The organism is Streptomyces syringium (assembly GCF_017876625.1).
Lineage (GTDB): Bacteria > Actinomycetota > Actinomycetes > Streptomycetales > Streptomycetaceae > Streptomyces > Streptomyces syringius.
On record NZ_JAGIOH010000001.1, the window covers coordinates 1054695 to 1081076 of the forward strand.

The window sequence follows — 26382 nt, forward strand, 5'->3', positions numbered from 1 at the left end:
CCCTCCCGCACCTGATCGGAACCCCCATGTCGGTAGTCGTTCCCGGCCTCTCCTCCGTCCCCGCCGCACCCCACGATCAGCCGCGGGTCCGCACCGAGCACGACCTGCTGGGCGACAAGGACGTCCCGGCGGCCGCGTACTACGGCGTCCACACGCTGCGGGCCGTGGAGAACTTCCCCGTCACCGGCACCCCGATCGCCGCGTACCCCGACCTCGTCTTCGCCCTGGCCTCCGTCAAGCAGGCCGCGGCCCAGGCCAACCGCGACCTGGGGCTGCTGGACGACCGCAAGGCGGACGCCATCGTGCGGGCCTGCGAGGAGATCCGCTCCGGGCGGCTGCACGACCAGTTCGTCGTCGACGTCATCCAGGGCGGTGCCGGCACCTCCACCAACATGAACGCCAACGAGGTCGTCGCCAACCGGGCACTGGAACTCCTCGGCCACGGCAAGGGGGAGTACCGGCACCTCCACCCGCTGGAGGACGTCAACGCCGGACAGAGCACCAACGACGTCTACCCCACCGCCGTCGGCATCGCCCTGCAGCTCGCCGCCGGTCACCTGCTGGAAGCCATGGAGGTACTGCGCCGGGCGTTCGCCGCCAAGGCCGAGGAATTCGCCGGCGTCCTGAAGATGGGCCGCACCCAGCTCCAGGACGCGGTGCCGATGACGCTCGGCCAGGAGTTCGCCACGTACGCCGTCATGCTGGCCGAGGACCGGGCGCGCCTGGACGAGGCCCGCGCGCTGCTGCGCGAGATCAACCTCGGCGGTACCGCCATCGGCACCGGCCTCAACGCCCACCCGGGGTACGCCGAGAAGGCGTGCGCCCATCTGAGCAGGAACACCGGCCTGCCGCTCACCGTCGCCGGTGACCTCGTCGAGGCCACCCAGGACATGGGCGCGTTCGTCCAGCTCTCCGGTGTGCTCAAGCGGATCGCCGTCAAGCTCTCCAAGACCTGCAACGATCTGCGCCTGCTCTCGTGCGGCCCCCGGGCGGGACTCGCCGAGATCAACCTGCCTGCCGTGCAGGCGGGTTCGAGCATCATGCCCGGCAAGGTGAACCCGGTGATCCCCGAGGTCGTCAACCAGATCGCCTTCGAGGTCATCGGCAACGATGTGACCGTCACCTTCGCGGCCGAGGCCGGACAGCTCCAGCTCAACGCCTTCGAACCGGTCATCGCACACAGCCTGCTGAAGAGCCTCACCCATCTGCGGGCCGGCTGCCTGACCCTCGCCGAGCGGTGCGTCGGCGGCATCACCGCCAACCGTGAGCACCTGTCCCACCTCGTCGGCCGGTCCATCGGGCTGGCCACCGCGCTCAACCCGCACATCGGCTACGAACAGGCCACCGCCGTCGCCCAGGAGGCACTGACCACCGGCGCCTCGGTGCACGACCTCGTCCTGGCCAAGGGCCTGCTCACGCCGGAGCAACTCGAGCGGATCCTCCACCCGGACAACCTCGCCCGCCCGCACGCCCGGGCGAACGCGGCCACCACCTTCTGAATCCCCACCCCACACCCCTTCGCGCGGGACTGCCTCGCGCGGCCACCGAAAGGATGGACGTCCGCCATGGCAACGGCGCCCAGCGTCTCGTACTCGATGACGGTCCGACTGGAGGTTCCCGCGAGCGGGACCGCGGTCAGCCAGCTCACCACGGCCGTGGAGTCCTCGGGCGGGTCGGTGACCGGCCTCGACGTCACCGCTTCCGGGCACGAGAAGCTGCGGATCGACGTCACCGTCGCCGCGACCTCCACCGCACACGCCGACGAGATCGTGGGCAAGCTCCGCGGCATCGAGGGCGTCTCGCTGGGCAAGGTCTCCGACCGCACGTTCCTGATGCACCTCGGCGGCAAGATCGAGATGGCGTCCAAGCACCCCATTCGCAACCGCGACGACCTCTCGATGATCTACACCCCCGGCGTCGCCCGCGTCTGCATGGCCATCGCGGAGAACCCCGAGGACGCCCGCCGCCTGACCATCAAGCGCAACTCCGTCGCCGTGGTCACCGACGGCTCCGCCGTCCTCGGCCTGGGCAACATCGGCCCCAAGGCCGCCCTGCCCGTCATGGAAGGCAAAGCCGCCCTCTTCAAGCGCTTCGCCGGCATCGACGCCTGGCCCATCTGCCTCGACACCCAGGACTCCGACGAGATCGTCGCCATCGTCAAGGCCATCGCCCCCGGCTTCGCCGGCATCAACCTCGAGGACATCTCCGCCCCCCGCTGCTTCGAGATCGAAGCCCGCCTGCGCGAAGCCCTCGACATCCCCGTCTTCCACGACGACCAGCACGGCACCGCCATCGTCGTCCTCGCCTCCCTCACCAACGCCCTGCGCGTCGTCGGCAAGAACATCAGCGACGTACGCGTCGTCATGTCCGGCGCCGGCGCGGCCGGCACCGCGATCCTGAAACTCCTGATCGCGGCCGGCGTCAAGCACGCCGTCGTCGCCGACATCCACGGCGTCGTCCACGCCGCCCGCCAGGACCTCGTCGCCGCGAGCCCCGGCTCCGCGCTGCGCTGGATCGCCGACAACACCAACCCCGAAGGCGTCACCGGCACCCTCAAGGAAGCCGTGCGCGGCGCGGACGTCTTCATCGGCGTCTCCGCCCCCAACGTGCTGAACGGGGAGGATGTGGCCGCCATGGCCGAGGGCGCCATCGTCTTCGCGCTCGCCAACCCCGACCCCGAGGTCGAGCCCGGCATCGCCCGCCAGACCGCCGCCGTCGTCGCCACCGGCCGCTCCGACTTCCCCAACCAGATCAACAACGTCCTGGTCTTCCCCGGCGTCTTCCGCGGCCTGCTCGACGCCCAGTCCCGCACCGTCAACACCGACATGATGCTCGCCGCCGCCACCGCCCTCGCCAACGTCGTCACCGAGGACGAACTCAACGCGAACTACATCATCCCCAGCGTCTTCAACGACAAGGTCGCAGGCGCGGTCGCAGGCGCCGTCCGCGAGGCCGCCAAGGCCGCCGGAGCGTCTGTGACAGGCACCACGACCCTCTGAGCACGGCGCGCCACCCGGCGGGTTGCGGGCGCTTCCCCGGCGCGGCGGACCGATGATGGGAGGCATGGGGACGTCACGGCGCGTAGAGGTGCGCAGGGTCTACGACCCGGTCGAGGCGACGGACGGCAGCCGCGTGCTGGTCGACCGGATCTGGCCGCGTGGCCTGCGCAAGGACGCGGCCGCCCTCGACGAGTGGTGCAAGGACGTCGCGCCGTCCACCGACTTGCGGAAGTGGTACGGGCACGATCCCGCCCGGTTCGAGGAGTTCGGCCGCCGCTACCGCCTGGAACTGCGGGAGGAGACCCGCGCGCAGGCCCTACGGCACCTGCGCGAGGTGGCCCGGCACGGACCCCTCACGCTGCTGACCGCCACGAAGGACCGTGAGATCAGCGCGGCGGCCGTCCTGCGGGCGGAGCTGACGCGGGGGTGACGGCCGCCCCCGTCGACTCCCGGCCCGCCCACCGGCCCGTGACGTGACGCCACCCACCGGACAACGCCCGCCCACCGGTCGACAAGGAGATCCACCATGCCCGGCATCCGCCGCACCGGCCTCCGCGCCGCTCTGTCAGCCATACCGGTCTCGCTCACGGTCCTCGGCACCGCCGTCGTACCCGCGGGTGCCACCGCCCACCACCCCGGCGAGTCCCTCACCTGCCGCGGGAAGGGCGTGGATCCCGACGCTCGCGTGCGCTACAGGACGCAGACCGTGATCCACGCGCCGCTGCGCACCATCTGGAAGGCGCAGACCGACGTCGAGCGCTGGCCGTCCTGGCAGACCGCCGTCACGACCGCGGAACGCCTCGACCACGGCCCGTTCCGTCCGGGCTCCGCGTTCCGCTGGACGACGCCGGTTCCCCCCAACCCCCACACACCCGCCACCAGCCTGGACATCACCTCGACCGTCCGGCAGGTCAAGTCCGGATCCTGCATCCGCTGGACCGGCCCCGCGGTCGGCGAAGGGCTGCGCATCGACGGCGTGCACGTCTGGAGCTTCACCAGGGTCGGCCATGGCGTCCGCGTGAGCACCGAGGAGACCCACACCGGCCCTCAGGTCGACGCGAACGTCCCGGCGGCGACCGAGATCCTCCGGCAGGGCCTCGAAGCGTGGCTGCGCGATCTGAAGACCACCGCCGAGGCCCGCGCCCACGATCGGGCCTGACCGCCGCACCCCGCCGCGCCGCTGTTCTCCCGCCCCGGCATACGACGCGTACGCCGGGGCGGGGCGCGCGGACGAAGACTAGGGAATGTCCGGTTCGCGACCGATGAGCATGTCTCTCGCAATGGTCAACCACCAGGAGAGGGACGCCATGTCACTGGCCATGAGTGTCGAGGAGCGTGAGGCCTTCCTGGCCGAGGCGCGCGTCGGAGTGCTGGGAATCGAGGCGCTCGAAGGCGGCGCCCCGCTGCTGGTGCCCGTCTGGTACGCGTACGAACCCGGTGGTGAGGTCGTGGTGCTCACCGGGCGCACCTCACTGAAGGCGCGCAGGATCCAGCAGGCGGGACGGTTCAGTCTCTGCGTCCAGCACGAGATCGCGCCCTACCGCTATGTGAGCGTCGAGGGGCCGGTGACCGCCGTGGAGGACCGCGTGGACCCCGACGAGCGGTCCGCGCTGGCCCACCGCTACCTGGACGCCGAGACGGCCCCCGCCTATCTGGACTCCAACCGGGGCCAGTTGGACGACGACATCACCATCCGCATGCGTCCCGAGCGCTGGCGTACCGCGGACTTCGCCGCGTTCGCCGCGCAGTTCTCGTGACCGGGCCGCCCAGTGGCGCCGACCGGTACGACGAGAGACGGAAGGGCGGGGAACATGGTCCGGGCTGACGAGACGGGCGGGGCAAGGTGGCGGGATCGCTGCCTGCACGAACTGTTCGAGGAACAGGCCGCGCGACGGCCGGACGCCCTTGCGGCGCGGGCGGGCGACCGCGGCCTCACCTACCGTGAACTGAGCGTCCGGTCCACCGCGTTGGCGGACCGGCTGCGCACCGCCGGAGTGCGCGGAGGAGACGCGGTGGGCGTGGCCGGGACCCGTTCGCCGGAGGCGCTGGTGGCGTTCCTGGGCGCCCTCAAGGCAGGCGCCGCCTACGTACCGCTGGACGACACCCACCCCCCGGCCCGGCTCCAGGCCATGGCCGAGGACGCCGGCGTACGTGTGGCGGTCGTGCTGCCGGGCAGCACCTGCCGGTTACGCCAACTTCGGGCCCGGCTCGAACTGGACGGCGGCCCGTCCACCGCGCCCTCCACCATGCCCTCCACCACGGTCGACGGCCTCACGGCGGGAGGCGTTCCGCAGTCCGCTCCGGGAACGTCCCCCGAGGTGTCCGTCCCTCAGGGCGGACGGCCCACGGCCGGGGACGCGGCCTATGTGATGTTCACTTCCGGAACCACGGGCCGTCCCAAGCCCGTCGCGATACCGCACCGGGGAGTGGCCCGGCTCGCCCTGACCGAGCCGGCGCTGGGCCGGCCCGGCCCGGACGACCGGGTCCTGCACGCCTACGGTCTGTCCTCGGACGCCTCCACCATCGAGATCTGGTCGGCGCTGCTGGGCGGTGCGGAACTGGTGCTGGTCGACCGCGAGGTGCTGCTGAGCCCCACGGCCCTGGAGCAGGTCGTGCTGGAGCAGCAGGTGACGGTCGCCTACCTCACCACCAGTGTGTTCCACCTCATTGCCCGCACCCGGCCCGAGACGCTGCGGACGCTGCGCTACGCCTCCGCCGGTGGTGAGGCCCTCGACGCCGACCTGGTGCGCAAGGTGCGGGCGGTCTGCCCGGAAACGGTGCTGGCCAATCTGTACGGGCCCACGGAGAACAGCGTGGTCTCCACCGCGCACGTCATCGAGGACCTGCCCGCGGACGCCGTCACCGTGCCCGTCGGCCGCGCCGTCGCGTACGCCTCCGCCCACGTCGTACGACAGGACGGCACCCTCGCGGCACCCGGTGAGGAGGGTGAGCTGTGGGTGGGCGGCGACGGTCTGGCCCTGGGATATGTGGACGACCCCGACCGCACCGCCGAGCGCTTCGTCGAGGCCCCCTTCCCCACGACGGACTTCCCCACTACGGACTTTCCCGCCACGGACACTCCCCCGCCCGGCCGGTTCTACCGCACCGGTGACCGGGCGGTACGGAACGCGGACGGGCTCCTGGAGTGCCTCGGACGGACGGACCGTCAGATCAAGCTGCGCGGCCACCGGGTGGAGCTGGAGGAGGTCGAGGCCCGGCTCCGGGCCCACCCCGCCATCGCCGAGGCCGCGGTCGAGCTGGTCCGGCACCCGGAGGGCGACGGGCATCTGATCGCCCATGTCACCGGTGCGGTCGCCGGAGCCCCCGTGCCGGTGGACTCGGTACGGCGGGACCTGGCGGCGTGGCTCCCCGCCCCGGCCGTGCCCGCGCGGCTGCTGGAGTACGACCGGCTGCCGGTCGCCGTCACCGGCAAGGTGGACCGCCGCGGGCTCGTCCGGCCGCACGAGTCCCCCGCGCCCGCCGCGGCGGGCGGTCCGCTGGAGGCCGTGGCCGGGATCTGGGAACTGGCGTTGCGCACACGGCCTGCGGCGGACGACAGCTTCTTCGGCCTGGGCGGCGACTCCCTGCTGGCCGCCCACGTGGTCACCCGCACCCTCGCTGTGTTCGGCATCGCCGCCGAACACGGCAGCTCGCTGGTCCGCGGTCTGCTCGACCGCCCGACGCTGGGCGACTTCGCCCAGGCGGTACAGGAGATCCGCGACACCGGCGGCACCGGCCGGGCCACCGCATCGGGCGGCACCGTCGACTTCGCCCGTGAGGCCCGCCTCGGCTTCACCCTTCCGCCGGCACAGGGCCCCGCGCCCCGGTGGCAGCGACCCGCGCACATCCTGCTCACCGGGGCCAGCGGCTTCGTGGGCGCCTTCCTCCTCCACCGGATGCTGCACCGCACACAGGCCCGCATCCACTGCCCGGTGCGGGCCCGGGACGCCGCACACGCCCACCGCCGGGTCCGGGGCGCGCTGGAGCGCTACGGCCTGTCCACCGAGGGACTGGAACAGCGGGTGACCTGCTTCCCCGGCGACCTGACCGAACCTTCCCTGGGCCTGGCCCCCGCGCACGCCGAGGAGCTGTCCCGCACCCTCGACCTGATCGTGCACAACGGTGCCCAGGTCAACTTCCTCTACCCCTACGAGGCGCTGCGGTCAGCGAACGTCCAGGGCACCCGCGAGGTCATCGCGCTGGCCGCTCCCCGCAGGGTCCCGGTGCACTTCCTCTCCACCATCGCCGTCGTGGCCGGTTTCGGCACGGCGGGGGTACGGCACGTCCCCGAGGACCTGCCCCTCGCCCACGCCGACCGGATCACGATGGGATACGGCGAGAGCAAGTGGGTGGCCGAAGGCGTCCTGCAGGACGCCGCCGCCCAGGGCCTGCCGATGACCATCCACCGCCCGTACGAGGTCACCGGCGACCGGCACAGCGGCGTCTGCAACACCGAGACGGCGATCTGCTCCCTGTTCAAGACGATCGCCGAGACCGGTGTCGCCCCCGGCATCGAACTCCCCCTGGACTTCGTGCCGGTGGACCATGTCGCGGACGCCGTGGTGCACATCGCCACCCGCCAACGGGCGACGGGACGCGTCCTCCACCTCACCAACCCGCGTCCGGCCCGGCTGGCGGACATGCTCGACCGGATGCGGGCGGCCGGTTTCCCCGTCCGCACCCTGCCCTACGACCAGTGGGTGGGCGAGCTCGTCCGGCACGTCTCCCGGCACCCCACCGCCGCCACCGCCCCCTTCGTCTCCCTGTGCGTGGACCGCGCCAACGGGTCCGGCATCAGCGTCAAGGAGATGTACCTGGAGGGCACCTTCCCCGTCATCGGCCGGGAGAACGCCGAGGCCGCCCTGGCCGGCAGCGGGCTGGAGTGCCCCCCGGTCGACGCGCGGCTGTTCGACCTCTACCTGCACCACTTCCTGTCCACCGGATACCTGGACCGCCCGGCGACACCGCGTCACCCCGCGGCGCGAGCCGACCACGGAGGAACACCATGACCGCGACCGACGACCCGTTCGGCGACGCCTACCGCTGCGCCCACGAAAGCGGCGCCCAGCCCGGCGTCGCCCACCTCATCTACGAGATGGAGGACGGCTACATCTACGCCGAGGACGCCGTGCACTACTTCCACGGCCCCGACACCTGGCTGCCGGTCGACCGGATGGCCTGCGAGCGCGCCACGGGCCGCATCCTGGACATCGGTTGCGGACCGGGACGCCACGGCTCCGTGCTGGTCCAGTCCGGCAAGGACGTCGTCGGCATCGACACCTCACGCGGCGGAGTGGAGGTGGCACGGCTGCGTGGCGTCGAGGCACACGTGGCCTCCGTGACCGAACTCCCCGACGACCTGGGCACGTTCGACACCTTCCTGATGCTCGGCGCCAACCTGGGACTGCTCGGCGACCCGGAGCGCAGCCGCGGCACCCTGGAGGGCCTGGCCCGGCACGCCCGCCCCGGCGCCCGGCTGCTGGGCACCAACATGGCCTTCGCGGAGGAAGCCGGGGCCGACCCCCGGGCGCCGCAGGGGGTACACACCGCCCGTGCCCACCGCGGCGAGGAGTTCGTCCGCATGCGGGTACGCCACCGCACCGCCGCCACCGAGTGGTTCGACTTCCTGTTCTGCCCGCCCGACCGGCTGGAGGAGGTCACGCGCAAAACCCCGTGGACCGTGCACTCCGTCCACCGGGACGACTCCACGGCCTGGCCCACCTACCTGGCAGACCTGCGACTGGAGGGCTGAGAACCGTGCCCCGCGAAGACACCACAGCCACCACCACCGCGGCCGACGCCGCGCTGCTGGTCGACCTGGCCCTGGGCCACCTGGCGTCGGCGGCCCTGCGCACCGCCGTCGACCACCGCATCGCCGACCACCTCGCCGACGGGCCGCTCCACCCGGAGGAACTGGCCCGCCGCACCGGGACCAGCGGCACCCACCTGGGCCGCGTCCTGCGGTTCCTGGCCTCCCGCGGCGTCTTCCGCGAGGACCACGGGGGCGCCTTCCACCTCACTCCCGCGGCGGCGCAGCTGCGCACCGGCGTGCCCGGCTCCCAGCACCCCGGCATCGTCATGATCACGGACGACATGTACCGGCGGACCTCGGGCGGGCTCACGGAGACGGTACGGACCGGCGAGCCGTCCTTCCCCCGCTTCTACGGCGCCCCGTACTTCGCCTACCTGGAGTCCGACGACGCGGCCCGCGAGGTGTTCGACGCCGGGATGGCCGCCTTCTCCGCTCCCGCCGACGTGCTCGTGGCGGAGGCCTTCGACTTCCCCGGCACCGGCACCGTCGTCGATGTCGGCGGCGGCCGGGGCGGGCTGCTGCGGGAGATCCTCGAACGCCACACCGGCCTCCACGGGGTGCTCTTCGACCGTGGGGCCACCGCCGGTGACCACATCCTGGACGTCCCGTCCGTGGCGGGCCGTTGGCGTGTCGAGGCCGGTGACTTCTTCGCCGCCGTCCCCACCGGAGGCGACCTGTACGTCCTCAAGCAGATCCTGCACGACTGGGACGACGCCGACGGCCTGCGGATCCTGCGCTCCTGCCGCTCCGCCATGGGCCCCGGAAGCCGGCTGCTCGTCATCGACCCCCTCATCCCGCCGGGCAACGACCCGCACCCCGGCAAGGCCCTGGACCTGGCGATGATGACGCTGTTCGACAGCGCGGAACGCACCATCGACGAACTGGACACCCTGCTGTCCCGAGCCGGCCTGCGCCGCACCCGGATCGTCGCCACCCCGTCCCCCACGTCGATCGTCGAGGCGGTCGCCGCGTAACGGCGGGGCCCGGCCCGGAATCTTCCCGTCATGCCGGCTGCCGCACCGGCGCGGGCCGGGCCGCGGTGATCAGGAAGTAGTCGAGCATGCCGTCACGGTAGGCCCGCAGGAAGTTGCGGGGCCAGGTGCCCGGCTGCCACATGGTCGACAACCAGCGGTCCCAGCCATGCCACACCGCTGCGCCGATCGACGTGACACGGACGTCGGTCAGACCGGCCCCTTCGAGGCCACCGGTCCATTGCGGGATGCTGTGGGCGACGTCCAGGCCGGTGGCGAACGTTTCGAGCAGGGCGGCCAGCTGCTCGGGCCGGGCCGGATCCGCGTCGGGAACGAAGAAGCTGGCGACGGTGGCGCGGCCGCCGGGCTTCAGGACCCGAGCGGTCTCCTTCGCGAACGCCTCCGGATCGCGGAAGTGCTGAGCGGCTTCGACGCTGTACAGGCAGTCGAACTCGGCGTCGCCGAACGGCATGCCTTCCGCCGCGCCCTGGACGAAGCGCAGCCGGCCGGCCTGGTCGGCCGGCAGATCCGCATGGGCGCTGCGGGCCCGGTCGAGCTGCTGCGGGTGGATGTCCATCCCGGTCACCTGCGCGAAGCCGTACTCCTGGAGCGCCATGGCGCACCCCGTGCCCAGCCCGCAGCCGACCTCCACGGCGCGCAGTCCCTCGGTGGGCGCCAACGTGGCCAGCACCCGGTGGTAGAGGGCCTGCTGGCTGCGGATCCGGTCGTGCTCGGTCGGGACGCGGTCCAGGTCAATGCCGTCCCAGTGGCCGAAGTTGATGAACCCGCCGCCGAACAGGGGTGTCGCGCCGAGGTCGACCGGCCCGTACGTCTCCTGTACCGCCGGCCGCATCGGGAGCGGATCCCCTCCCGGGCGCTGCGTCATCCGAGCCTCCTTTCGGGGTGAGCGAGCCGTGGGCCGGGCCCGCTCGCCATCCCTACCCAGGGATCCTCGGACAGATGTCGGGGCTTCCCGACGCGCTCAGCCCGTCGTGAGCTGCTCGGCGCCCTGCCGAGGCCGTCAGCCCGGCCAGGTTCCGGTCAGGCGGTGCACAGCGGTGGCGCCACTACGGTCGACAGCCGCTTTGACCACTGCGAAGATCGCGCCCTGAAGGGCGGCGGCGATCAGGATCTCCTGCCAGCCGCGGTCCTGGTCCGTGGCGTCAGGGGCGTCTGCGTCGTGCCCGACGACCGTCCACACCTGTTTGAAGACCGCGCCGGCCACTGCCCCGCTGACGGCACCGAGCAGCATGCCGACCGGCTTGTAGGCAACCTTTGACGCTTTCATCAGCACCTCCTGCGGCGGGCGGCTACCAACGTGAGGGCGAGCGCGCCCAGCCCGGCGACCGTGAGCAGACCGCGCTTCCCGCGTACGGTTTCCGCCACCTGGTACGCCTTCTCGCGGACCGGCTCCGGCATACCGTTCTGGAGCCTCTCTCCCAGCGTATGGGCAGTCCCGGACAGCTGCCCCGTCGTGCGGGCAGCCTTCGCCCGTACCGCCTCGGAAGTCTCGTCCTGCGTGCTCATCGTCGTCACCTGCCTTTCGCGGTCGTGTCACGGCGCGTACCCGAGCCGTGCCCGGCCACGCCTGCTGCGATCCGCTTCGATCCGCGCGTGCGGCGCGGCGCGCCTCTCAGCGGGCGGGCAGCTGACCGGCCGAGCCCGTGGCGGTGGTGCGCAGGGCTTGCCCGGCGGCCAGCTCGCGGTAGGTGGCACTCCGGGCGAGGAGTTCCTCGTGCCGGCCGCCGGCGATGACGTGGCCGGCGTCGAGGACGACGATCCGGTCGGCGTGCTGGACAGTGGACAGACGGTGCGCGATCACCAGGAGCGCGCATTCCTGGGTGATGTCCTTCAGCACGCGGCTCAGCGCGGCCTCGTTGATGGCGTCGAGGTGTGAGGTGGGTTCGTCCAGCAGGAGCAGCGAGGGCCGGGTGAGGAGCGCCCGGGCCAGGGCGACGCGCTGCCGCTCCCCGGCCGAGAGTGTGTTTCCCCTCTCGCCCAGCATGCCGGACAGCCCGCCGGGGAGGCGGTCGACCACTTGGTGGAGGTTGGTGAGTTCGATGACGCGCCGCACATCGGCCGGGCTCGCCGTAGGGGCGGCGTAGGTGAGGTTGTCCTGGAGCGAGCCGTGGACGACGTGGGTGTTCTGGTCGACGACGGCGATGCGGGCCCGGCATTGCGCGCGGCTCAGTTCGGCTGCCGGCCGGCCGTCGAAGAGCAGTGTTCCGGAGTCCGTTTCGTAGAAGCGTGCGGCCAGGGCGAAGATCGTGCTTTTGCCGGCGCCCGAGCAGCCGACCAGGGCGACCTGCTGCCGGTGCGGCACGCTCAGGGAGACGCCTCGCAGGACCGGGCGGCCCGGGTCGTAGCCGAACCACACGTCTTCCAGGGCGAGGGCGGGTTCCTCGCCGCCGTCGCGCGGCGGTGCCTTCCTCGACGGAGTCCGCGGGTGCGTGGCCCGGCGTGCGGACGCGCCCTCGGCGTGACCGTCCGGGGGCGCGAGTGCCGGCGCCGGCTTCTCCTGCACGGGGTCCGCGGATTCCGCTCGCGCGGGCCCGGTGGGTTCCGTCCGGAGCGCCAGTGCTTCCTCGATGCGCTGGAAGGCGCCCATCCCCCGTTGGATCAGGCCGATGGCGCGGAAGACCGACGAGAGGGGCACCACCAGGTAGGTGGCGTAGAGCAGGAAGGCCACCAGGTCGCCGAGGGAGTTGGCGTGGCCGTTGACCCGCATGCCCCCGATGACCAGAACGAGCAGGAAGGAGCCGTGCACGGCGAGTTCGACGGCCGGACTCATCACCGATGCCAGTCGCGCGGTCCGGACCCCCGCTTCGTAGGCCGTGTCGACACATCGTCCGATGCGCGCCGCTTCCCGCTCCTCGGCGCGGTGGACCCGCACCATGGGCAGGGCGCCGAGGGCCCGTTCGAGGTCGGCGGCGATCTCCCCCACGGCGTGCTGCATGCGCTCGGCGGCGGCGCGTATACCGGCCAGCAGGGAGGTGACGACCGCTGCTGCCGTGACGACGGTCAGCGTCACCAGGAGCAGCAACAGGGGGTCGATCCAGATCATCAGGGCGACGGCTCCCACGGCGACGAGGGCGCCCGTCACCAGGTCGACCAGCGCCTGGGAGACGACCTCGCGCAGCAGGGTGGTGTCGGTGGTGACCCGGGAGATGAGGTCACCGGTGCGGTGCTTGTCGTACTCCCGCATCTCCAGGCGCAGCAGATGACTCACCAGACCGCGCCGGAGTCCGCGGACGATCCGCTCCCCCATGCGTTCCAGGACGAAGCGGCCCACCGCGCCTGTCACCGCCTCGGCGAGGAAGAGGCAGGCCAGGAACAGCAGCGGCCAGGCGATACGGCCGCTTCCCGTCGCGTCCACGATCTTCTTGGCGAGCAGCGGCTGGGCGAGCCCCAGGACGGATCCCACGAGGGTGAGCACGGTGGCGACGGCCATGGAGGAGCGGTGGCCGGCGGTGAGCCGGAACATGGTGACGACGGCGCCCCGTGCGGAACGGTCGCCCTCGTGCCGTGTCTTCCTGTCCACCTTCGCTCCCGGGGTTCGTCACGGGGCCGCCCGTTCCTGGGGCGGCACGGTGATGAGGCGGCTGAAGTAGTCGTCCGGTACGCCCTCGTCGACCAAGTGGCCGTCGATCTCGACCCAGGCGTGCGCGGTGAAGGGGGGCACCACGCGCACTCCGGTGCACCAGGTCGGCCAGGTGCCCCGCAGGCGGCAGAGCAGGGCGGTGGCCAAGGAGCGCGGGAGGCAGCCGCGCGGGCCGGCGCAGAACAGGCTGACCGCGCAGACCGCCTCCCGCGCGGACCTCGCCCGCGCGGCGGAGGCCGGTACGGCCCCGCGGCGCACGAGGCACAGCACGGTCCGGATCCGGCGCGGTGGCAGGAGGGAGAGGGCGAAGGCCGCCAGCAGAACGAGCCGGGCCGCCAGCCGCCGTCCGAGAGGAACACCGGTCGGCCGGTGCAAAGCGCTCGGAGTGGTCACAGGACGACCAGCCCCGCCTGCCGCAACTGCTCGATCAGGGCGGAGACGTCCTGGGCGGCCCGGGGCCGGTCGACCGCGAATTCCACGACGACCGCGTCGACCGCGTCCGTCTCGCCACCCCCGTCCATCAGGGTCTGTACCACCAGGGTGCCGGTGGGGTTGAGTTCCCAGTACTGGCCGCTGCGCTGATCGAGCAGGACCGTGCCGTAATCGGTCTTCGCAGTGGAGACATCCTTGGCGAAGCGCACTGCCATGAAGCGTTTCCCTTTCCGCGAGGCACGGTTTCCACGAGGCACGGTTTCCACGGGGCACCGGGGAGAGGTTCCGTCCCGTCAGAAACCGAGGGCTTTCTGCTGCGGAAGATTCCGCAGCCATACTTCGCAGGCGATCGTGGAATAGAGGATGGCGTCCTGGAGCCCCGGCGTCGAAGGCCTCTGAGCCAGCGCCCGCAGAGCGGCGGCGTCCACCAGCCCCCTGCGGGCCAGGTGCGAGTCCTCCCACAGAGCCATCAGATCGCCCCGGTGCTCGCGCAGCCCATTGGAGGCGTCCATCGAGGCATGTGCCTTGTTGGAACGCTCCAGGCACACGTCCGGGACGACGCCGCGCATGGCGGTGGCCAGCAGGGGCTTGTACGTCCAGGGAGTGACGCGCTCGGCGGGATCGACCGCCAGGCATTCCTCGATCACCCGGTCGTCGAAGAACGGTGAGGCCATCGGCACCCCCGCCCGGGCGGCCATCCTGTCCCACTGGCGGACGATCCGCGTGCAGAGCCGGATCTGTTCCAGGTCACCGTGCATGCCGCGGTCGGGGTGCAGTGGCTCGGCCTCCCGGGCGGCCGCGCGCAGGACACGCGTCACCGTGTGTGCCGCCTCGGGGGTGACCCAGTCGAACAGGCGCGGCGGCGTTCCCCAGCCCAGGGCTCCACTGGCTCCGGGCGGCAGCGGGTCGCGCAACCGGTTGGCGGAGGAAGCGAGCCACCGGCCGTACGGGCGGGAGTCGGTCAGGACCCGTGCGGTGTCGAGGAGCGGCCATTGGAACAGGGTTCTGAAACCGCGCAGCTGCCGCAGGGCGAACAGCGGACGGGTGCGTATGAGGCGGTGGTAGTACGCCTCGGAGCACCAGGCCACGTGGTCACCGCCGATGCCCGTCAGATGCAGCCGGCTGCCGCGCCGGGCGAGCCCGGGAAGATGGTGCAGGGCCCGTGCCCGGTCCATCACCCCGATGGACGGTTCGTCCATGAGGTCGTCGATGCCGAGCAAGTCGGTGTAGACCAGCGGGGCTTCGTCGGGGTCCCAGACGACGTGCTCGACGTCCGGGAGGAAGCCGGCGGCCTTCCGGGCCCAGTACAGGTCGGTGTCCGCGGGATCGCGGCCCGGCCAGGTGCTGGCCACCACGCGGGCGGGTGAGGCGGCCGCCAGGAAGCAGACCGAGGTCGAGTCGAGACCGCCGGAGAGGTCGCAGCTGACCACTCCGCCATCGTCCGTACGGGCCCGGACGGCCTCCGACAGCGCCTGCCGCGCCCGAGGGGCCCCCTCGGCCAGGGACCGTGTCGGTTCGGGCGGCGTCCACCAGCGCGACCGCCTGACCGTCCGCCCGTCAGGGGCGATGACCAGCGCTTCCTCCGGGGGGACGGCGGTGACGTCGCGCCACAGGGAGGTCTCGGACAGCGGGTAGGGGACGGGCCACATCAGCCGGGCGGCGAGCTGTTCCTCGTCCAGCCCGGAGCCGATCGCGGCGGCGAGGACATCGGCCCGGGTCGCGGCCGTCCGGACGCCGCCGACCACGGCGTGGAAGACCAGGCGCAGACCGGACGCCGTCCCCTGCACGCGCAACCGGCCGTCGAGCGTGGCCACGAGGTGGAAGCTGCCGGGCAAGCGCCGGGCCAGCGTGTCGAGTTCGGTGAGGTCGCGCATGCGGGCCGCGTGTCGCTCCAGCTCGGCGGGCCGGACCGGGCAGCAGCCCACGACCGCGATCGCGGCCCGGCCCGCACGGGCCGTGACGATCTCCTGGTCGCTCCACCGGCCGATCAGCCAGGGGCGCCCCGAGGCGTGATCGAGGGTTCGGGAGCCGGTTCGGGGGAAGGAGCGGGCCGCGGCGAGCGCGTCCGCGCAGTCCGGCAGGACCACGAAGTGCGCGTCACCGGGGCCCACTCCCCCCGTCTCAGAGGACGGTGGCATGGCGTCGAATCTGCCTACCGGCGCCTCAGTTCTTGCTGAGGATCAGACGGTCGTTACCGCTGGACCGCAGGAGTCCCGTCTTCTTGCGGAAGGTGCCGAGCTGGACGAGCGTCGGGGCTTCGTACGCCTTCTTCATGACGTCTCCTCAGAGTCGGTGAATCCGTCACCCTGACCGATTTGGGGGACCACGTACTCGAGCCCCGAATCGGCGAAACTCGCGCTATTGGATACGCGAGCCAGGGCGTTGAACGTATGAACATACTAGCCACACCCCCGACAAGGACCGCAACCCTTGTCGGGAATTGGACTCTCCATAAATCCGAGCAACATCATCGGCGACTACGGGTGATACCAGGGTGATTTCCTGCTTCTCGCGAGAAAGAAAGGCTCGCACGCCAGTGCAGAGAGAAACGGACGCGCATTCATTTTTGGATATCGCATTCGACCTCTCCGCGTCCGCGCGCTTGGTGCGCGACCTGCCTCACACCAGTTCGAGTTGCGGCTCGGGCTGCCGCACCGGTGCGGCCTTCGGCACCCACAGCCTGGTGGTGCGTACGTAGCCGTAGATCACTGAGGCCAACGCCAGAACGAGAAGCGGTCCGAACACCCACGGATGCGTGGCCATCTCCATCGGCAGATAGCGGTAGCACACCAGAAGTGCACCGAAGACCGTGACGCCGTAGGCGACCAGCTGGATTCCCGACCGGTCCCAGCCACGTTCCTGCGAGCGCAGCGCTGCTTCGATCGTGAGCGCGAAGACCACGCCGGCCACGAGATCCACGCCGTAGTGGTAGCCGAATCCCAGCGTCGCGCCGAGCGTGGCGATCAGCCAGAACGTGCCCGCGTAGCGCAGCACGCGTGGGCCCTTACGGGAGTGAATGAAGATCGCGACAGCCCACGCGGTGTGCAGGCTCGGCATGCAGTTCCGCGGGGTGGTCCCGTCGTAGGGCACCGGGTGCGGGGCAGTGATCGGCGGCGGCGTGTGCGGCCACAGGTCGGCCACTGCCCATTGCACGCCGCCGGTGCCGGAGGTGCCCGGGCCGTAGGCGAAGATCGGTCCGACCACCGGGAAGACCATGTAGATGGCCGGGCCGAGGAGGCCGATCACCAGGAAGGTGCGCACCAGATGATGGCTCGGGAAGCGGCGCTCGGCCGCCACGTTGCGCAGCTGGTACAGCGCGACGACGACCGCGGCCACCGCGAGTTGCGCGTAGACCAGGTCGAGGAGATGGGTGCCGATCGGGCCGGTGGCCTCGAGGATCCGGCCTGCCAGCCACGACGGGTTGCCCAGCGCGTGATCGGCGGTCGCCAGGTAGGGGTCGAGCACCTCCGGGCGGGTCTTCGCCGTGATGAGCAGCCAGGTGTCGCCGGTCTTGCGGCCGGCCACCAGGAGCAGGCCCAGGCCGACGGCCTTCAGCAGCAGGACGCGGTCCCGGCCGGTGCGGCGCGTGACGGCGATGACGGCACAGCCCAGCATCACCCACAACGCGCCGTTGCCGAAGAAGTGACCGTCGGGCGTCTTGGCGTCGACCGCCCACCGCACCAGCACGAAGACGACGTCGATGCCGATCGCGGCACCGGCCGCGATGAACCGCTGCCGCCAGGTGAGCGCCACCATCATCAACGCCATACCGGCATACAGCGGCCCCGGCTTGGGGGCGAATATCACCTCGCGCACCTGGGTGACCATCGGCCCCGGCACACCACCGTAGCGACGCGCGGCGATCTCCAGCGCGATGAGGAAACCGAGGGCCACCACACCGACCGTGGCCCAGAGGATCGCCCGTGGTTGACGCCACGCGGCGAGCTTGGTTCTGCAGTCTATTCGCGAAAACACCCGCGTTACTATAGGTATCAATTGTTTGACCGATTTGTTAGGTGTTGGCCGGAGAGATAACTCTTCGTACCGGTTGGCGTGGCTTTCCGGTGAAGTATGGGCGATGAGGACGCTTGTCAGAGTCCGATCATGCCATCGAGTAGCACGGGCCTCGCCGGTCACGGGCGGCACGAGGGCCGGTCGGGCCGTGCGGAAGCCGAGGCCTCCGGGCCATGAGCCGGGATTGCGTGCCCACGCCCATGGCCCGGGGGCCTACTCAAGCACTGTGACCACCGTCACCCGCGGCAAGGGCCGGCCGGCGCCCCGCCGCCCGGCCACCCGCTACGAGGCGTTCATGCCCACGTCCGCAGCCACGAGGGGGCGGCGGACCGGGGCCGACGTCGCGTACTGGTCCGCGCCGACGTCACGGGCGCTGCCGCGCGGGTGACCGTCGATGTCCTCGGCGACGGACGTGCTCTTCAGCGTCGCCGCTCCGATCGCGGGGCTGCCCGCCGACAGCCGGAACACCCCGTCGGGTTCCTGCCGGAGCAGCGGGTCGACCCGGCGGTATCCGCCGGTGGGGATGGTGCCGTTGGCCGCCGCGCCCCACAGGATGTTGCCCTGCCAGGTGAAACGGGTGCTCTTCCCCATCGCGACCAGGCTGCCGACGCTGCCGACCAGGAGGTTGTCGGCGATGACCACATCCTGGGGCGCGTGGTCACGGCCCTCGCCCGAGAGCGTCCCCTTGTTGCCGACCAGCGTGTTGTGCACGATCACCGCACGGTCGCAGGCGTCGTTGCCCCGCCTCTCGGCCTTCGACTCGCCGGGGTGGTGGTCGCGGACGGTGCCGCTGCCGATCACCAGGGCCCGCCCCGACAGGCCGCCGAGGTAATTGTTGACGACCAGATGGTCGTTGCCGTAGACCCGCACGCCTTCCGTGCCGCCGAGCAGGTAGTTGCCCTGCACGGTGGAGCTGTTGCCGTGCCTGAGCACGATGCCGCCACGGCTGTTGCGAACGGTGTTGTACTGGACGGTGTTGTCCGACGTCTTCACCGAGACGGCCTCGGGGTCTCCGTCGCACTTCTCGAACAGGTTGTACTCCACGATCGCGCCGGCGCTGAGCAGGGCCCGGGCGCTGTCGCCGAGCCGGACCGCCTCTCCGCCGTTGTCGCCGCTGAAGCTGTGACCGGAGAAGTGGTTCTTGAAGAGGTGCAGGTTCTGAGCCACGGTCTTCTCGTCGGGGCCGTCGAGAACGACGAAAATGCCCTCGGTGGTCCTGTCGTGGAAATGGTTCCGGTCGATCTTGACGTCGTTGCCCCGCACGACGACCCAGTCGAGGCCGCTCACCTCGGCGAACCGGAAATCATTGCGCGTCAGCCGGATATTCGACGAGTTCCCCGGAATCTCCAGCGTGCTGCTCTGCCGGAAGGCGAAACCGCTGACCGTGACATGGCTCGCATTGCTGAAGACGAAACCGCGCTCGCCCCGCAGCACCACACCTCCGCGGGATTCCGCGACGATGCTGATCGGCGCGTCGCCGGTGCCGTGCTTCCCCGAGATACGCAGGGCACCCCCTGACGGGACGGTGTACGTGCCGTCGGCCACGACTATGCGATCACCGGGCATCGCGCGGTCGATCGCCTTCTGGAGGCCGTCCAGGGAACTCACCGTCACCGGGGCAGCCGAAGCGCCGACCGGCACAGCGGCGAGCCCGGCGGCACCCAGCAGGGCGCCGGTGAGGAACATACGTCTTTTCATGAAGACTCCCGAGAGAGCGGAAATGTACCGGGCTGATCCTTGTGCCCTGCCGTGTCGTAGCGCAACAGCTGACGCCCCGTAACCACAGGCCTCCGCCGGGCCCTTGCCGCTCACAGCCACGTGCGGGACCCCGCCCCGTCCCCTGCCGCGAGCGGACGAAGAGCGCAATGGGGACCGCACGTTCGGCGCTCTGTTGCGCAGGAGTAGGCCGGGGTACCTTCCGCCCCATGGGGATACGCGCGCAGCACCCGTATGACGTACAGATCGCTCGTCACAGCGGCCGTATGCCGCCCCCTTCGGCCGGGCGGCCACCCTTGCCCCCAAGGCGCCCGCCGATGACGGCCCGCGTCCGCGCCCTCGCCGTCGGCCTCATCACCGCCGCACTCGCCCTGACAACGGTCCCGACACCGGCCCAGGCCGCCCGCACCCCGCACCGCACCGGCTTCGAGCTCAGCAACGGAACCCGCTGGACCACCCAGGCCGAGGAACAGCGCCTCCTGGCCGCCCTCGACCGGTCGAGCGAACACGTCGCCGTCCGCCGCATCGGCACCACCGGTCAGGGCCGACCGCTCCGACTGGTCAGGATCGGCCCCGCCCACCGCACCGCCGAAACCCTCCTTCTCGCCTGCAGCCAGCACGGCGACGAACCCGCCGGCCGGGAAGCCTGCCTCATCCGCATCCGCGACCTCGCCCACGCCAGGGACAAGGCCACGCTGCGCTTCCTCGCACGTACCACCGTCCTGGTCGTCCCCACGGTCAACCCCGACGGCCGCGCCGCACACACGCGTACCAACGCGGACGGCGTCGACATCAACCGCGACCACATCGCCCTCAAGTCCGCCGAGAGCCGCGCCCTGGCCGCCGTCATCCGGGACCACCGGCCCGACGTCGTCTACGACCTGCACGAGTACGGCGCCACCCCGCCGTACTACGACAAGGACCTGTTCGACCTCTGGCCCCGCAACCTCAACACCGACCCCCGCGTGCACCGGGAGGCGCAGGCCCTCTCGGCGGACTACGTGCGTCCCACCGCCTACGAGGCCGGGCACAGCACCGGCACCTACGGCATCTGGACCGACCCCGCCACCGGCGACCCCGTCAAACAGGTTGCCGGCGACGGACAGGAGCGCATCCTGCGCAACACCTCCGGCATCAAGCACGCGATCGGTCTGCTCATCGAGAGCCGCGTCGATGCGAGGACGGACGCCGAGAAAGCGGACCCGGCCCTGAACAACCGGCGTCGGGTACGTTCCCATCACGTCGCGCTCGACGGGATGTTCGCCTTCGCGGACGAACGACGCCGGCACATCACAGCGGCCACGGCCGCGGCGCGCGTCAAAGGCCTCGCCGACCGGGGCCCGGTCCACCTCGGCGGCGCCGACAACGACCCCGCACCCCCCGGCCGGACCCTGCCCGACCCGCCCTGCGCCTACCGGCTCACCGCCGAGCAGTACGCGGACACGCGGGACGAACTCGCCCTGCACGGCGTCAAAACCACTCCGTCACGCGCGGGCGGCGTGCTGGTCCCGCTGCGCCAGTCCCTGCGGTCCCTGGTGCCACTGCTGCTGGACGCCAGGGCGTCGTACGGACTCACCGCGGCCGAACCCGTCGACCACTGCTAATGCACGCCAGCGGTCGGCCGACTCCTTCTTGCCCGGACCGACCGCTCCAGGAACGCCCCTCTGCCCTGGTCATTCGGCGAAGAAGGGCCCGTCGTCCGCGAAGGCGCGGGCTGCGAAACGCTTGCCCATCCGGCGGTATGCGGCAGCGGTGGGGTGAAGGCCGTCGGGCAGGTCATCCGCCTCGTCCGGGCCCAGCAGTTCGCGTCCATCGAGGTAGTGGAGGTGGGGATCGTAGGCCTGCCGGGCCGCCACGATCCGGGTCAGCTCGGCACGGACCACCGTCAACGACAGCGCCCCACCGGCCACATCGGCCGGGTCGCCCAGGGCTGTGAGCTTCCCGTCCGGGCCCACCGCGGTCGGGCCGGGAGCCTCCTCGAGGGCCGGACAGCTCACCGGGGACATCAGCAGCAGCGGGGTGTCCGGGTGCCCGTCCCGGATCGTATCCAGGAACCCGTGCACCGCAGGGCCGAACGTCCGCAGCCGGAAGGCGGCCAGGCCCACGATGTTGATGCCCGCCTTGAGGCTGATCAGGTCAGCGGGCATGTCGCGGATCGTCCGGGCGACATACGGGTCCAGCACCGCGTTACCCGCCTGACTGAGGTTGATCACCTCCACTCCCCCGAGCGCGGCCGCCACCACCGGCCACGTGCCGGTCGGCCCGTCGGCCTCGAGGCAGTGGCTGATGGAACTGCCGTGGTGCACCCATCGGCGCCGCCCGTCCGGCAACGGCGCCAGCACCTCGCCGTCAGCCCGCAGCGCCACCAGTTCCGTGGGGGTCTGCTGCGGCAGCCACAGCTCGACCTTCTTCATGCCGGCCGGCAGCCCTGCGAACCGTACGGTCCCCGGCTCGCCCGGGATCACTCGCTGCACGGCCCCGGGGCCCGCCATCCGCACCACGTTGCCCACCGGCGCTTGGCGACGCCCGGCCGGGGAACCGTCCACCAGCAGTTCCAGCATCCCGGTCGGGCGGGGCCGGGGATCGGTGTCGAGCTGTCCCGTGGAGGTGAGTACGTCGAACTCCACCTCACGCGCGTCCGTGCGGAACACCAGCCGCACCCCCGAAGGCATCAGGGTCACCCCGTGGACCGACGGGTCCTGGTACTGCTCCTTGGTCCACGCCGGCAACCGGCGCGGCATGACCCCCGTCTGTGTCGTCTCCAGGTCCAGCGCGCCCCGTATCTCCACTGGTCCGCCCGCCAGCGGAACCGCCCGCATCGCCACCGTCATCGCTCCCGCCCGGTCCAACGCTCTCAGGTCCCGGATGCGTGGACGCACCCGCAAGTTCTCCACCGCCAGCCTGGCACACCGTTATTCCGTACGGCAGTTGACGTCCCACTACCGGCCGGCGGCGCCTCCCGCACCGCTCCGTTTCTTACCGGCTTTTGCCGTCGCTCTGCCGTGTCTGCGAAGTCCGCCCGGCAACGTGGTGCCCGCACCTGAGGAACGCATGGCAGAGGAGAAGGCAAATGACGTACAAGAGCACGGCGCGGCGCGCGGGTCTGGCTGTGAGCATGGCGGCGGCGCTGGCCCCGGTGCTGCCGACGGCGACCGCCACCGCCTCCGCGCCCGTGAGCGGTCCCACGGCCACGGTGGCACCCGCCTGGTGTCCGACCGTGGGCGGGCACCGGGTCGACTGCGGCCGGCTGGACCGCCCGCTCGTCGCGGGGAAGCCGGACCTCGGCGCGGTCGAGGTGAGCTACGCGGTCGTACGCCACACCGCGCCCGGTCCCGCCAAGGGCACCGTCGCCGTCAACCCGGGCGGGCCGGGAGAGACCTCGATCGACAAGGCCGAGGCGTTCGCCTGGGGTCTGGAGAGCCTGCTGAAGGACCACGACCTGCTGCTCGTCGACCCGCGCGGCACCGGCGAGTCGCAGCCGGTCCCCTGCGGGGTCACCGACGCCGCATACCGCTTCGGCACACGGGCCCAGCAGCGGGCCGCCGTCGAACGGTGCGCCGAGAACCTCGGCCCCAAGGCCGCCGGTTACACCTCGGCGGCCACCGCCGACGACATCGACGCGATCCGCAGCCGTCTCGGCGTGCGGAAGCTCAGCCTGTACGGGCTGTCCTACGGGACGTACCTGATGCCTGTGTACGCCTCCCGCCACCCCGAGCGCGTGCGGTCCATCGTCCTGTCCGGCGCCTACCCGCTCCGGCTCGATCCGCTGGCGCGGCCCAGCGCCCAGGCGGTCTCGTTGAACCTGCGCCGGGTGTGCGAGCGCAGCATCCCCGTCGCGTGTGACGGCAAGCAGGCCGTGAAGGATCTGGCCACCACGGCCGCGCGCCTGCGGGACCGGCCCCTCACCGTGCCGATCACCACTGATCACGGCGTCTACAAGAAGCAGTTCACCGAGGACAAGCTCGCCAACCTGATGTTCGAGGCAGCCAGCAGCCAGGTCGGATTCGAGCCCGACAAGCCCTCGCCGCTCGGCCGGCTGCCCCATGCCCTCAACCGCTTCGTCGAGGGCGACGCCGCGCCGCTGCGGAAGCTGGTCCAGGAGGAGGGGAGGACGGGCAGCACGGTGGACCAGGCGCCGTACATCGCGGTCACCTGCAACGACTACCGCAAGGCCTGGTCGAAGGACGCGTCGCCGGCCGTGCGGTGGCGCCAGTACAACGCCGCGCTGGCCGCCGTACGCCCCGGTGAGCACGGGGCGTTCAGCGCCAAGGGCTTCACCGAGGGCACCACGGACGCCGGGGACGTGTGCATCGGCTGGCCGCGCGAGAACACCCCTGACCCGCAGCCCACGCGGCCCGAACTGCCGGACGTCCCGGTGCTCGTGCTCTCCGGCGACCTCGACGCCAACACGCCCGACGCGAGCGGGAAGAAGGCCGCCGAGCAGTTCCGCGACAGCCGGTTCCTCTCGGCCCGCAACATGGGACACGTGCCCGAGCTGGAGCTGAGCCGCTGCGTCACCGGCGTCTCCTCGCACTTCCTCCGCACCGGCTCGCCGGGCGACACCTCCTGCCTGCGCGCCCTCCCGCCGATCACCGTCTCTCCGGTCCGTGACTGACGGCACTTGATTCCGCCCCGGTTTCACCCCGTTTTCGCCACCGACGAAGATGATCACATGACTGAAGAAGTGGGGCACCGGCGGACGGTGCTCGTCGTCGAGGACGATCCGGGAGTGCGCAGCACCCTGGACCAGCTGCTGCGCTTCGAGGGCTACCGGGTGCTGCCGGCCTCCGACGGCCTGGAGGCCCTCGGCCTCCTGGAACAGGAGCGGCCCGATCTGGCGGTGGTGGACGTGGTCATGCCGGGCCTCGACGGCCTCGGTCTGTGCCGGATGCTGCGCAGGCGCGGCGACCGGCTGCCCGTCCTGGTGCTGACCGCCCGGCACGAGGTCGGCGACCGGGTCGCGGGACTCGACGCGGGTGCCGACGACTATCTGGCCAAGCCGTTCGCGACGGAGGAGCTCTTCGCCCGCATCCGCGCACTGCTGCGGCGCACCGAGCCGGTGGAGGACAGCGGGGCGTTGACGGTCGCGGACCTCGCCCTGGACCCCGCGTCCCGGCAGGCGTTCCGCGGGGAGCGGCGGCTGGACCTGACGAAGACCGAGTTCGACGTGCTGGAACTGTTGCTGTGCCACGTGGGCGTGGTCCTCACCCGGTCGCAGATGTACGAGCGCATCTGGGGCTACGACTTCGACACCACGTCCCGTTCCCTCGACGTCTACATCGGCTATCTGCGCCAGAAGACCGAGCAGGGCGGCGAGCCCCGGCTGATCCACACCGTCCGCAACGTCGGCTACACGATCCGGCCCGTGTGATGCTCCGAACGAAGATCACCGCCGTGGTCGCCGTGGCCGCGGCGCTCGCCATCTCCCTCGCCGCCTTCCTGTCGTACCGGGGCGTGAGCGACCTGGTCGCCGACGAGCTGGAGCGGGGCCTCGACGACCGTACGAACATCGTCGTCACCCTCCTCGCCGCCGGTCTGACCCCGCCCGCCCGGCCGGACATGACCGAGCAGGTCGTGTCCGCCCAGGGGACGGTCAGGCCGCTGGCGCCCGGCCGTGACGCCCTGCCGGTCTCACCGGGCGCGCTGCGCGTGGCCCGTACGGGCAAGGGCGAGAGCCGCGCGGACATCGTCGTCTCCGGTACCGAGTACGGCACCCTGACCAGGCCGTTGCCCGGCGGCGGGGCGGTCATGGTCGGCCAGAGCTACGAGGGCGCCGCGCGCGTCGACCACCAGTCCCTGTGGCGGATCTCCTGGGCCACGGCGGCCGCCATCGGCTTCGCGGCACTCCTCGGCTGGCTCGTTCTGGGCCGGATCCTGCGGCCGGTCCGCCGGCTGGCCGGCGCCACCCGGCGCATCACCACCACGCAGGACCTCACCACGCCGCTGCCGCCCGCCGGTTCCGACGAGATCGGCCAGCTGACCCACAGCTTCGCGCACATGCTCGCCGCGCTGCGCCGCTCCCGCGCCCAGCAGCAGCAACTGGTCCAGGACGCCAGCCACGAACTGCGCACGCCGCTCACCTCGGTGCGCGGGAGCGCCGAGCTGCTCCAGCGGGCGCGCGGCAGGCTCGCCCCCGAGGACGAGGAGCAGATCCTCACCACCCTGGTCACCGAGACCGCCGCCCTCGACGATCTGGTCCGCGAGCTCGTCGAGCTGGCCACCGACCGCCATACGGAAGAGGAGCCCGAGGCCGTCGATCTGGCCGTCGCCGCGGAGGACAGCGCGCAGCGCTTCCGCCTGCGGACCGGGCGCGTCGTCCTCGTCATCGAGGACGACACGAACCCGCCGGTGCCGGTGCACGCCCGGCCGCGCGCCCTCCAGAGGTGTATCGACAACCTGCTGAGCAACGCGGTGAAGTTCAGCCCCGAGGGCACCCCGGTCGCCGTGCACATCGGCGGCGGCAGGCTGACCGTACGGGACCAGGGCCCGGGCATCGCGCCCGGCGAGCGGCACGCCGTCTTCGACCGCTTCTACCGTGGCCCCCGGACCCAGGCGACGCCCGGCTCCGGTCTCGGTCTGGCCATCGTGCACGACATCATCGCCGCCGACGCCGGAACCGTCTTCGCGACCACGGCGGACGGCGGCGGAGCGGAGGTCGGCTTCGACCTCCCGCCCCACGGCCGGGCCGGACCGAACGGCCCGATGGCACGGAGGCATTCTCAGGTCAGCACTTGTTGTCCGGGTGGACGGAACCGCCGTCGGACAGATTCCCGTTACCGATCTCGTAGCGAATGAAGCAGTCTTCGCCGGGGCCGCTCCGGAGCTTGGCTGTGGCGC

At 71.6% G+C, this 26382-nt stretch carries 23 protein-coding genes; 12 read left to right on the forward strand and 11 right to left on the reverse strand.

The window, feature by feature from the left end; genetic code table 11:
• Positions 1 to 26: 26 nt before the first annotated feature.
• From aspA to JO379_RS04655, 8 genes are all read left to right on the forward strand, one after another.
• Entirely contained in the window at positions 27 to 1499 is a 1473-nt protein-coding gene (gene aspA / locus JO379_RS04620; protein ID WP_209514022.1) for an aspartate ammonia-lyase, read from the forward strand.
• A 66-nt stretch (positions 1500 to 1565) separates the two neighbouring features.
• Complete coding sequence (locus tag JO379_RS04625; RefSeq protein ID WP_209514024.1) at positions 1566 to 2999, forward strand: NAD-dependent malic enzyme; 1434 nt, start codon at positions 1566 to 1568, stop codon at positions 2997 to 2999.
• A gap of 64 nt (positions 3000 to 3063) precedes the next feature.
• A complete protein-coding gene (locus JO379_RS04630) occupies positions 3064 to 3429 on the forward strand; it encodes a DUF488 domain-containing protein (RefSeq protein ID WP_130876445.1) in 366 nt (121 codons plus the stop codon).
• A 96-nt stretch (positions 3430 to 3525) separates the two neighbouring features.
• Positions 3526 to 4158, forward strand: a complete 633-nt coding sequence (locus JO379_RS04635; protein WP_209514026.1) for an SRPBCC family protein — start codon at positions 3526 to 3528, stop codon at positions 4156 to 4158.
• Positions 4159 to 4306: 148 nt separating this feature from the next.
• A complete protein-coding gene (locus JO379_RS04640; RefSeq protein WP_209514028.1) occupies positions 4307 to 4756 on the forward strand; it encodes a pyridoxamine 5'-phosphate oxidase family protein in 450 nt (149 codons plus the stop codon).
• Between the two features lie 54 nt (positions 4757 to 4810).
• Complete coding sequence (locus tag JO379_RS04645; protein WP_209514029.1) at positions 4811 to 8008, forward strand: amino acid adenylation domain-containing protein; 3198 nt, start codon at positions 4811 to 4813, stop codon at positions 8006 to 8008.
• Positions 8005 to 8751 (forward strand): class I SAM-dependent methyltransferase, encoded by a 747-nt coding sequence (locus JO379_RS04650; RefSeq protein WP_209514030.1) that lies wholly within the window; start codon positions 8005 to 8007, stop codon positions 8749 to 8751. The genes JO379_RS04645 and JO379_RS04650 overlap by 4 nt, the downstream gene beginning before the upstream one ends.
• Before the next feature lie 5 nt (positions 8752 to 8756).
• Positions 8757 to 9785, forward strand: coding sequence for a methyltransferase (locus tag JO379_RS04655; protein WP_209514031.1), 1029 nt, complete (start codon positions 8757 to 8759; stop codon positions 9783 to 9785).
• A 28-nt stretch (positions 9786 to 9813) separates the two neighbouring features.
• Here JO379_RS04655 and JO379_RS04660 read toward each other — a convergent pair whose 3' ends face one another.
• The 10 genes from JO379_RS04660 to JO379_RS04705 form a co-directional block, all read right to left on the reverse strand.
• On the reverse strand, positions 9814 to 10668 hold the full coding sequence (locus tag JO379_RS04660; protein ID WP_242625914.1) for a class I SAM-dependent methyltransferase: 855 nt from the start codon (positions 10666 to 10668) through the stop codon (positions 9814 to 9816).
• Between the two features lie 135 nt (positions 10669 to 10803).
• Entirely contained in the window at positions 10804 to 11070 is a 267-nt protein-coding gene (locus JO379_RS04665) for a DUF4235 domain-containing protein (RefSeq protein WP_130876450.1), read from the reverse strand.
• Positions 11070 to 11309, reverse strand: a complete 240-nt coding sequence (locus tag JO379_RS04670; RefSeq protein ID WP_130876451.1) for a hypothetical protein — start codon at positions 11307 to 11309, stop codon at positions 11070 to 11072. Before JO379_RS04670 ends, JO379_RS04665 begins: the two co-directional genes overlap by 1 nt.
• Before the next feature lie 106 nt (positions 11310 to 11415).
• Positions 11416 to 13266, reverse strand: coding sequence for an ABC transporter ATP-binding protein (locus JO379_RS04675; RefSeq protein WP_209518516.1), 1851 nt, complete (start codon positions 13264 to 13266; stop codon positions 11416 to 11418).
• Positions 13267 to 13341: 75 nt separating this feature from the next.
• Positions 13342 to 13776, reverse strand: coding sequence for a lasso peptide biosynthesis B2 protein (locus tag JO379_RS04680; protein WP_130876452.1), 435 nt, complete (start codon positions 13774 to 13776; stop codon positions 13342 to 13344).
• A complete protein-coding gene (locus JO379_RS04685) occupies positions 13773 to 14030 on the reverse strand; it encodes a lasso peptide biosynthesis PqqD family chaperone (RefSeq protein WP_130876453.1) in 258 nt (85 codons plus the stop codon). Before JO379_RS04685 ends, JO379_RS04680 begins: the two co-directional genes overlap by 4 nt.
• A gap of 78 nt (positions 14031 to 14108) precedes the next feature.
• Positions 14109 to 15953, reverse strand: a complete 1845-nt coding sequence (locus JO379_RS04690) for a lasso peptide isopeptide bond-forming cyclase (RefSeq protein WP_209514032.1) — start codon at positions 15951 to 15953, stop codon at positions 14109 to 14111.
• A 25-nt stretch (positions 15954 to 15978) separates the two neighbouring features.
• Complete coding sequence (locus JO379_RS04695) at positions 15979 to 16089, reverse strand: keywimysin-related RiPP (RefSeq protein ID WP_130876455.1); 111 nt, start codon at positions 16087 to 16089, stop codon at positions 15979 to 15981.
• A gap of 345 nt (positions 16090 to 16434) precedes the next feature.
• Complete coding sequence (locus tag JO379_RS04700) at positions 16435 to 17790, reverse strand: phosphatase PAP2 family protein (RefSeq protein ID WP_209514033.1); 1356 nt, start codon at positions 17788 to 17790, stop codon at positions 16435 to 16437.
• 321 nt (positions 17791 to 18111) lie between these two features.
• Positions 18112 to 19527, reverse strand: coding sequence for a polysaccharide lyase 6 family protein (locus tag JO379_RS04705; RefSeq protein ID WP_130876457.1), 1416 nt, complete (start codon positions 19525 to 19527; stop codon positions 18112 to 18114).
• Positions 19528 to 19862: 335 nt separating this feature from the next.
• Here JO379_RS04705 and JO379_RS04710 point away from each other — a divergent pair, with 335 nt between their 5' ends.
• The gene (locus JO379_RS04710; RefSeq protein ID WP_209514034.1) at positions 19863 to 21149 is read left to right on the forward strand and encodes a M14 family metallopeptidase; all 1287 of its coding nucleotides are present in this window, start codon (positions 19863 to 19865) and stop codon (positions 21147 to 21149) included.
• Between the two features lie 69 nt (positions 21150 to 21218).
• Here the strand turns inward: JO379_RS04710 and JO379_RS04715 are convergent, their stop codons facing one another.
• The gene (locus JO379_RS04715) at positions 21219 to 22364 is read right to left on the reverse strand and encodes a GDSL-type esterase/lipase family protein (RefSeq protein ID WP_209518519.1); all 1146 of its coding nucleotides are present in this window, start codon (positions 22362 to 22364) and stop codon (positions 21219 to 21221) included.
• A 251-nt stretch (positions 22365 to 22615) separates the two neighbouring features.
• Between JO379_RS04715 and JO379_RS04720 the strand changes: the two genes are divergently transcribed.
• From JO379_RS04720 to JO379_RS04730, 3 genes are read left to right on the forward strand one after another with little or no spacing between them, the layout of a single operon-like run.
• Positions 22616 to 24160 carry an alpha/beta fold hydrolase gene (locus JO379_RS04720; protein ID WP_209514035.1) on the forward strand — a complete coding sequence of 515 codons (1545 nt, stop codon included), beginning with the start codon at positions 22616 to 22618 and terminating at the stop codon, positions 24158 to 24160.
• A gap of 57 nt (positions 24161 to 24217) precedes the next feature.
• Entirely contained in the window at positions 24218 to 24916 is a 699-nt protein-coding gene (locus JO379_RS04725; RefSeq protein ID WP_130876460.1) for a response regulator transcription factor, read from the forward strand.
• A complete protein-coding gene (locus JO379_RS04730) occupies positions 24916 to 26340 on the forward strand; it encodes a HAMP domain-containing sensor histidine kinase (RefSeq protein ID WP_209514036.1) in 1425 nt (474 codons plus the stop codon). The genes JO379_RS04725 and JO379_RS04730 overlap by 1 nt, the downstream gene beginning before the upstream one ends.
• The last annotated feature ends 42 nt before the right edge of the window (positions 26341 to 26382 follow it).